The organism is Streptomyces sp. XM83C (assembly GCF_023072675.1).
Lineage (GTDB): Bacteria > Actinomycetota > Actinomycetes > Streptomycetales > Streptomycetaceae > Streptomyces > Streptomyces thermocoprophilus.
Genome location: NZ_JALLGL010000286.1, coordinates 1 through 7,884, shown reverse-complemented (window position 1 = coordinate 7,884; position 7,884 = coordinate 1). Strand labels below are relative to the sequence as shown.

General features: G+C 73.1%; 6 protein-coding genes. 3 read left to right on the top strand and 3 right to left on the bottom strand.

Annotated features, from left to right (window positions below; genetic code table 11):
* The 3 genes from MTQ10_RS31355 to eccE form a co-directional block, all read right to left on the bottom strand.
* Nucleotides 1–1,412: SCO5717 family growth-regulating ATPase (locus MTQ10_RS31355; protein WP_308404597.1), on the bottom strand; the 1,412-nt coding region annotated here is incomplete at its 3' end.
* A 494-nt stretch (nt 1,413–1,906) separates the two neighbouring features.
* Complete coding sequence (locus MTQ10_RS24755) at nt 1,907–2,659, bottom strand: hypothetical protein (protein WP_247472373.1); 753 nt, start codon at nt 2,657–2,659, stop codon at nt 1,907–1,909.
* Nucleotides 2,659–4,038 (bottom strand): type VII secretion protein EccE, encoded by a 1,380-nt coding sequence (gene eccE, locus MTQ10_RS24750; RefSeq protein ID WP_247472372.1) that lies wholly within the window; start codon nt 4,036–4,038, stop codon nt 2,659–2,661. The genes MTQ10_RS24755 and eccE overlap by 1 nt, the downstream gene beginning before the upstream one ends.
* Before the next feature lie 206 nt (nt 4,039–4,244).
* On the opposite strand from eccE, the gene eccB reads away from it, so the two are divergent.
* From eccB to MTQ10_RS24735, 3 genes are all read left to right on the top strand, one after another.
* On the top strand, nt 4,245–5,771 hold the full coding sequence (eccB, locus tag MTQ10_RS24745) for a type VII secretion protein EccB (RefSeq protein ID WP_247472371.1): 1,527 nt from the start codon (nt 4,245–4,247) through the stop codon (nt 5,769–5,771).
* Between the two features lie 40 nt (nt 5,772–5,811).
* Nucleotides 5,812–7,041 (top strand): type VII secretion-associated serine protease mycosin, encoded by a 1,230-nt coding sequence (mycP, locus tag MTQ10_RS24740; RefSeq protein WP_247472370.1) that lies wholly within the window; start codon nt 5,812–5,814, stop codon nt 7,039–7,041.
* 97 nt (nt 7,042–7,138) lie between these two features.
* Nucleotides 7,139–7,762 carry a hypothetical protein gene (locus MTQ10_RS24735; RefSeq protein WP_247472369.1) on the top strand — a complete coding sequence of 208 codons (624 nt, stop codon included), beginning with the start codon at nt 7,139–7,141 and terminating at the stop codon, nt 7,760–7,762.
* The last annotated feature ends 122 nt before the right edge of the window (nt 7,763–7,884 follow it).

Below are 7,884 nucleotides of genomic sequence, written 5' to 3'. Positions count from 1 at the left end.
GGCTGGGGCTGCGCGGGCGTACCGGCGGGCGGGAAGCCGTGACCGCCCGGCTGGCCCGGGGGCTGCGGCTGGCCCGGGACCTGTGCCTGCGCCGGGGCACCGGTCGCGGCCGGGTCGCCCTGCTGCGGCTGGGCCGGCCACTGGGCGGCCGGGGCCGGTGCGGCGGGCTGGTACGACGGCGGCAGCGGCGGCACGCCCTCCTGCGGCGCCTGCGGGGGAGTCCACGCGGGCGTGGCCTCCGGACCGGCGGCGGGCGCGGCGGGCTCGGGGGAGGCCTGCTCGGCCTCGGTGCTCTGCTCGGGGCCGGGGGTCCGAGGGGCGTCCCCGGCAGCGGTCGCGGAGTCCGGGCCGTCCGGGCCCTCGGCGGCCTGCGGGGCGTTCTCGTCGCCGGGGGTGCCGGTCTCGGCGGGCAAGGAGCCGTCGCCGCTCGTGTCGCCGGCGTCGGTCCCATCGGCGCCGGACTCGGCCGTGGCGGCGGACGACGCCGCGTCGTCGCCTGAAGCGTCCTCGGCGGCGCCGGCCTCGCCGGAGTCGGAGCCCTCGCCGGCCGCCGTACCGTCCTCGGACGCCGGGCCGCCGTCCCCGGCAGCGGCGTTCTCACCGAACGCGGAAGGGGAAGCGGAAGAGGAGCCGGAACCGGACGCAGACGCGCCGTCGGCCTCCTCGACCGACCCGGCCTCGCTCTCGCCCGGCGTGCTCGCCGCGCCGTCGGACTCCCCGCCGCCCTGCTCGCCGGCCGCCTGCTCCGCCGTACCCCCGAAGCCCTCGGAGCCCCGGGCCCCCTGCGCCTCGGGGGAACCCTCGGGACTCGGGGCACCCGCGGAACCCTCGGCCCCCTGCCCCTCGGCCTGCGCAGAGGCCGCAGCAGCAGCGCGTTCGGCGATCTCCTTCTTCAACGCCGACGCCGAGATACGCATCGTCGCCCCGCTGACCAGGTCACCGTTGCCGGACTCGCCGGCCTCGGCGACCTCGGGCGCGGGCGCCGCCGGGAACGCGGCGTTCGGCGCCGGCGCCTGGGGGAAGGCGCCCTGCGGTGGAGGCGTGGCGGCACCCGGGTGCGCGCCGTCGGGCGCGGGCGCCGCCGCACCGGGGTACGCGCCCCCCGGAGCGGCGTGACCGGTGCCCTCCGAAGGGGTGGGTGCCCACGCGGGCTGGAAGCCGCTGCCCGGCGGCAGGTCCGGTACGGCGACGGGCTGTCCCACCGGCGGGGGCGGCGACGCGGGGTTGGGCGTCGCGGGCGGCACGGGGGCCTGGGCCGCGGGCGCGGGGTTGGAGGCGTTCTGCGTGTACCAGGCGGGCGGCGCGTAGTCGATCGTGAACTCGCCCGTCATCTCGATGGCGGACTCCGCGTCGGTCTGGTCGTCGTCGGGTGTGTCCCAGCCCCCGCGGATACCGTCCCGATCGCTGTTCACAGTTCCTCCTGGTGTGGTCGAACACCCTCATGCCGTGCTGGGGGACGACCGTTCCTGTCGTACGATTCGCCGGGCTGTTCCCCCGGTGCCCTGGACCCTGTCGTCGCAGAGCGCGCACACCCCGCTCGCGAGTACTTGCGCAGTGCCCTGCCCCAGCCTAATCACGAACACCGGGGGCCCGGCAGGCCCGGCCGCCCCTTTACCGCCCGTGCGACGCGACACACCGGTCCGGAACCGGTCAGGGAGCGACAGGTCTCCACCACACGTACACCAAACCGTGACGATCGAGGCCTCAACTGGTGTGCCCAGGTGGGCATGAGCGAGTCATAGCGCTCAAAAACGGACAGAGGTGGGCGAGTTGGGGTCGGCTCAGCCCCATCGGGGGCATGCCCGGCACCTTCACCGGACCATGTCCGGAGCTTCCGCCAGGGCCATGTCCGTCGCCTGCACCGGGGCCACGTCCCGCCCGTCCGGGCGCGTTCGGCCCGACCCGCTCAGTCCATCCGCCGGGCCACGCCCAGCAGACCGACCTCGGAGTCCGTGGCCTGCGTCATCACGTACTGCCGGTCCCGGTCCGTGCACCACAGCGTCACGCCGTCCTGCAACGACGGCAGCGAGTCGATCTCCGGCCGGGGCAGCCCCAGCACCCGCCCTATCTCCGCCGCCTCGTCCGGCGACACCCGCTGCACGCCCACCAGCCGGGCCTGCCGCATCAACCGCGGCGCCACCGGGCTGAGATACGGCAGCAGCGTCAGCACCGACTGCCACGGCGCCGACACCACACGCCCGCGCGGCGGACGCATACCGCAGTCCCGCACCACGAGCACCGGCGTACCCGCCGAGGCGCCCTGCGGCGGCACCCGGCCCACGTCGTACACCGCGAGGCCGTTCTGCCCGCCGCCCATCGCGTGCACCATCGGCATCCAGGCCTGCGCACGGCCCGTCTCCACCGCGACCCGCGCACCGGTCGCCGCCGCGCGCAGCGCGAGGACCTGCGCCGTCCACAGGCCGCCGATGAGCACCATGTCGTACGGCGTGGGCCGGTTGACGCCGAGGACGGCCGGCTGCCCCTCGGTGTTCACACCGACCACCACACCGTCGTCACCGATGGGCAGGGTCAGGGTGTCCGCCTGCTCCACGGTGAGCGTGTGCCGCGGGTGCCTCGGGCCCAGCAGCCCGAAACCGGTCCGCAGCCGCTCCCCGAGGCCCGGTCCGGACGCGGCACCGGTGTCCGTCGTCATGGCCATCAGCGGGCACCTCCGAGCGGCAGGGTGGCGAGGACGCCGGGCAGCTGTTCACGGTCCAGACGGGCCAGGCCGGTCTTCGCGGCCCGCGCCGTGCGCTCCAACTCCCGGCGGGCATCGGTCAGTTCCTGGTTGCTGCGGCCCGTGATCCGCAGATGCCCGGTGACGGAGACGTCCTGCCGACCGCCCTCGGTCAGCGTCAGACTGAACGTCGTCGCCAGCGCGGGCACCGACGTCAGCTGGGCCACGAGCTGCGCGAGCGAGGTGCCGTCACCGCCCAGCTGGGGCCAGCGGCGGATCCAGTACGTGGTGTGCCGGCGGTTGTCGCACCGCCAGCTGCGGCTGGACTCCTCCGTCCGCCGCTGCTGCGCCTCACCCCGGCCGGCCTGCGCGGCCTGCGCCGTCACCATCGGGTTGGCGCACACGGAGGTGGCGATGGCGGCCGTCAGCTCCTCCTCGTTGAGGATGTTCGCGCGGAACCCTGCGCCGGTGAGCCGGCTCGCCAGATGCTCCGCGGCCCGCGCCAGGCACTTCTGCGCGCCGACCAGGCCGCCGCCGCGCGCGGCGACCGCCTCCGGGCACAGCTCCGGGTCCAGCTTCAGCGCGATCCATATGATGCGCACCGCCGGGGAGCCCGTCTGGGCCTGCAACGGCGCGTAGTTGCTCACCACGACCGACTGCTGCGGCAGATGCAGCGCGGGCGCCGGCTGGGTGTGCACGACGATCTGCGCGGACTCCAGGCGTATGCCGTCGACCTCCAGCACGTCCCGCACCAGCGCCACCGGCAGCGGTCTGCGGCCCCGCTCGGCGCGCAGCGCGCCCGCGTCGGACTCCACCTGGAGCACGGCCGTCAGGAAACCCCCGTCGCCGACCATGCCGACGGGACGCTGGTCGCGGTCGTCGCCGCGGCTGTAACTGTAGGTGCGCAGCGTCGGGTCGCATTCCACGGCCGGCACGAGCCCCGAGTCGGTGCCCGGCGGCACCGCCGTCGCCGCCGCCCGGCGGGTGCGCGCCCGCAGCGCCAGCAGCGTGCCCAGCCACTCCGGCAGGGAGCGGCCCCGGCGGCGTACGACCGCGAGGACGAGGAGCATCGCGGCCACGACCGCGGCCGGGATCATCACGTACATCCCGGCGATCCAGCCGCACACCAGCAGCGCGGCGGCCACCTCCAGCAGCACCAGGCGCTGCACGGCGAAGGAACCGCCGCGGCCGGAACGGGACTTCAGATGCGGGGTGACGGGGCCCCGGTGCGGGCCGGGCGCGGCCGGCCGGGGGGTGCCCTGCGGGGCGGGAGCGGTCGCGTCGCGGCCCCTCGACCGGCGTGGGCCGGCCGACCGTGAGCCCGATTGCGATCGCGACCGGGTTCGCGTCGCGGAAGCCATCACCGAAAAAACCCCCGAACTCTCCCGAAAACCCTTGGCGCTCCTGCCCGTCACGCCCCGAGCACCCTACCCGTGCCATCGGCACGGCCACGCAACAGGCATAGTAGGGGGCGGCTCTGACAGCCGAGGCGTCAGAGGCGATCGAGGACGGGGACGGATCTTCACAGGTCCCCCACGGCTCCGCAACGGGGAGAGAGCGGACACAGATGGCATCACGGCGCGACGAACTGAACGCCTACACCTTCGCGAAGCGCCGCACGCTCGCGTCATTCCTCCAGCCCTCGCCGTCCGGTTCCGAGGAGGGCGCGCCCAAGCCCCTGTCGGCGCTGGTGCCCGGCCTGGTCGTGGGCGTGGTGATCCTCGCCGTGTTCGGGGCGATCGGCATGTTCAGCCCGACCGCGCCGAAGGGCTGGGACGCCCCCGGTGAGCACGTCATCGTCGCGAGCAAGTCCACCACCCGCTACGTCGTGCTGAAGACCGGCAAGCAGACGCAGCTGCACCCCGTCCTCAACATGGCCTCCGCCAGACTGCTGCTGGACCCCGACAAGAACAGCGTGATCACCGTCGACGAGAAGGTCCTCGACAGCGGCAAGCCCCCGCACGGCGCCACCATCGGCATCCCGTACGCCCCCGACCGGCTGCCCTCCGGCTCCGAGGCCGGCTCCGCCAAGCGCTGGGCGGTGTGCGAACGCCCCGGTGAGGGCGGGCGCGCCATCCAGAAGGCGGCGTTCGTCTTCGCGGAGAAGGAGTGGTCGAAGACGGAGGGCGGCAGCAAGCTCCGTGGCGGCGACCTGATGTACGTCGTCGCACCCGACGGGAAGACCCGCTACGTCGTCGACGCCGAGGGCACCAAGTACAAGCTCGCCGACCCCGAGGACAAGGAACTGCTGAAAGCCCTCGACACGCAGGGCCGCGCCCCGCAGCGGGTCTCCTCCGAGTGGCTGGACACCCTGCACAACGGCGACCCGATCGCCATCCCCACCGTGAACGGCGTCCCCGGCCAGAAGGCGAACGCCTCCACCGCCCTCGGCGAGTACGACAAGGTCGGCGAGATCATCAAGGCGTACGACGGCCAGGTCATGCAGTACTACGTGGTGCTGCCCGGCAAGGTGGCCCGTATCTCCGAGTTCACCGCGACGCTGCTGCTCAACAGCGGCGACCTGGTCTCCGTCGGCCAGGCCGGCGAGGCCCAGCAGGTCAGCCCCGGCGCCGTCGTGGACAGCATCAGCTTCAACGGAGACAAGAACTGGCCGACGTACCGGCCCCGTACCGTCAACAACGGCACCAGCGCCACCTCGGGCCGTAACACCGTCTGCAATGTGCTGCGTTCCGTGAACGCCTCCGACGGCCACACCACGCTGTCCACATGGGCCGGCACCGAGTTCCCCGCCCAGCTGCCCACCGGCTCCTCCAGCGCCTATGTCACGCCCGGCTCCGGCCAGTTGTACCGCCAGTTCCAGGGCACCGAGACCAAGGCCGGCGGTGTCTTCCTGGTCACCGACACGGGCCTGCGCTACGCCCTGCAGTCCAACAGCGACAGCGCCGGCGACGACAAGGGCATCGGTACCTCCGCCGAGAAGAAGAAGCAGGAGCTGGCGGAGGCGAGGATCGCCCAGACCCGGCTCGGCTACGAGAAGGTGACGCCCGTCCCGATCCCCGCGGTGTGGTCGACGTTCCTGCCGACGGGCCCGCGCCTGTCGGAGGCGGCGGCCCGCCAGCCGCAGGGCTCGTAGGCGCACACGAGGGTCACGAGGGCCGGAGGACGACGAACTGATGCTGAAGGCAAGGATCCTGGCGACGGCGGGTGCCATGGCGGCGACCGCGCTGGTCGCGCTGCCGGCCCCCGCGTGGGCGGACGACGGCGGCCAGTGCACCTTCCCGTCGAAGCCGTACACGGGCCGCCCGTGGGCGCTGCAACGCGTCAACCTCGACGAGCTGTGGGCGCTGTCCACGGGCAAGAACGTCGAGGTGGCCGTCATCGACACCGGCGTCGACGTGAAGAACCCCCAGCTGACGAAGGCCGTCGACGTGTCCAAGGGCGAGAACCTGCTGCCCGCGAAGAACTCCAAGGGCGAGGAGATCGACCGCGGCAACAGCCAGGGCACGACCGACACCGTCGGCCACGGCACCCGCGTCGCCGGCATCATCGCGGCCCGCCCCGCCGAAGGCACCGGCTTCGTCGGTCTCGCGCCCGACGCAAGGATCATCCCGATCAAGCAGAACGACGCCGAGGGCAACGGCACCGCCGCCACCCTCGCCACGGCGATCAAGCACGCCGTCGCCAAGGGCGCCGACGTCATCAACATCTCCCAGGACACCTCCAACGCGGTACGGCCGGACTCGGTCCTGGAGCAGGCCGTGAACGAGGCCCTCGCCGCGAACGTGGTGGTCGTGGCGTCCGCGGGCAACGACGGCCTCGGCGGCAACGTGAAGGCCACCTACCCCGCCTCCTACCCGGGGGTGCTCGCGGTGGCCGCCTCCGACCGCAACAACGAACGGGCCTCGTTCTCACAAGCGGGAGAATTCGTGGGCGTGGCCGCACCCGGCGTCGACATGATCTCCACAGTTCCCGGCGGCGGCCACTGCTCCGACAACGGCACCAGCTTCTCCGCCCCGTACGTCGCCGGAGTCGCCGCCCTGCTGAAGTCCAAGTACCCGAACTGGACGGCACGGCAGATCGTCGCGCAGATCGAACAGACCGCGGAACGCTCCATCCCCGGCCACGACCGCAACGTCGGCTGGGGAGTCGTCGACCCCGTGAAGGCCCTCACCGACGTCGACCCCAAACACCCCGTCGAGTCCCCGACCCCGGACAAGGGCGTGGTCCGCGCCGCGGCCCCCGACGTCGCCCCCGTCCACTTCGGCGAGACCGCCGACGAACGCAACACCCGCCTCGCCACATACGTCGTCGTCGGCGCCCTCGTCCTCGTCGCGGGCCTCAGCGGCACAGCGGTGGCGGTACGCGACGCCCGACGCCGCAGGTCCGGCGCCGACGTTTTGTGACACTCACACCCCGGCCTTGGGGAGGGAAAGAGGGAGGAATGGCACTGACCCGCAAACGGAAGCCGGGCATGGCCGCCGTCGCCACGGCTGCCGGTCGGTGACCACGAAGCTGGACGGCGACCGCACCATCGACGCCCCGGCAGCCCGCCGCGATTCCACCCGCATCGCCACCGGTACGGCGGCGAAGGCCGCCAAGGCCTACGGCTGCCGCACCAAGCTCGGCGCCCACCCGCTCCCCTGGGTCGACCTCCCCGAGAAACAGGACGAGTATGTGCCCCTGAGTGGCGCCACCGGCACCTGTGCCGGCATCCCCGAGGGACCCGGCATCACCACAGACCGGGAAACCGCTCGCGACGCCGCCCCCATCGAACGCTGCCTCCTCGGGGGTGACGCCCGCACCGACACACCGTGGAAACCGGAGGCCCACTTCGGCGCGTACGCCGTCCAGGAACGGGCGGCTTACGAGCGATGGCCTGGCTACGGCAGCCATATACCGTCCCACGCTCCTCAGGGTGCCTTCATCGACGACGCCGGCTACTGGGCGTCCGCCGCCTGCCCGACCGGCGGCGGCGAACGCGCCCTGTTCACCGTGCGACGCACGGCACCCCGTACCGCCTCCTACCCGACAAGAGCCCAACTCGCCTACGTCAAGCAGGCATTGCGCATCTTCGCCATCCGCGTGGCGCAGGCCCACGGCTGTGCCGCGCCGAAGGTGCCCTAGGTGTTCTGTCCACGGAGGTTGGTGACAGCGATCACTGACGTGTGATCTTGAAATGGGTGAGGGCCCTCTGGCTCGGTGTGGATTGCGAGATCTGCACCGGCGACCAGAAAGGCCCTCGTGCC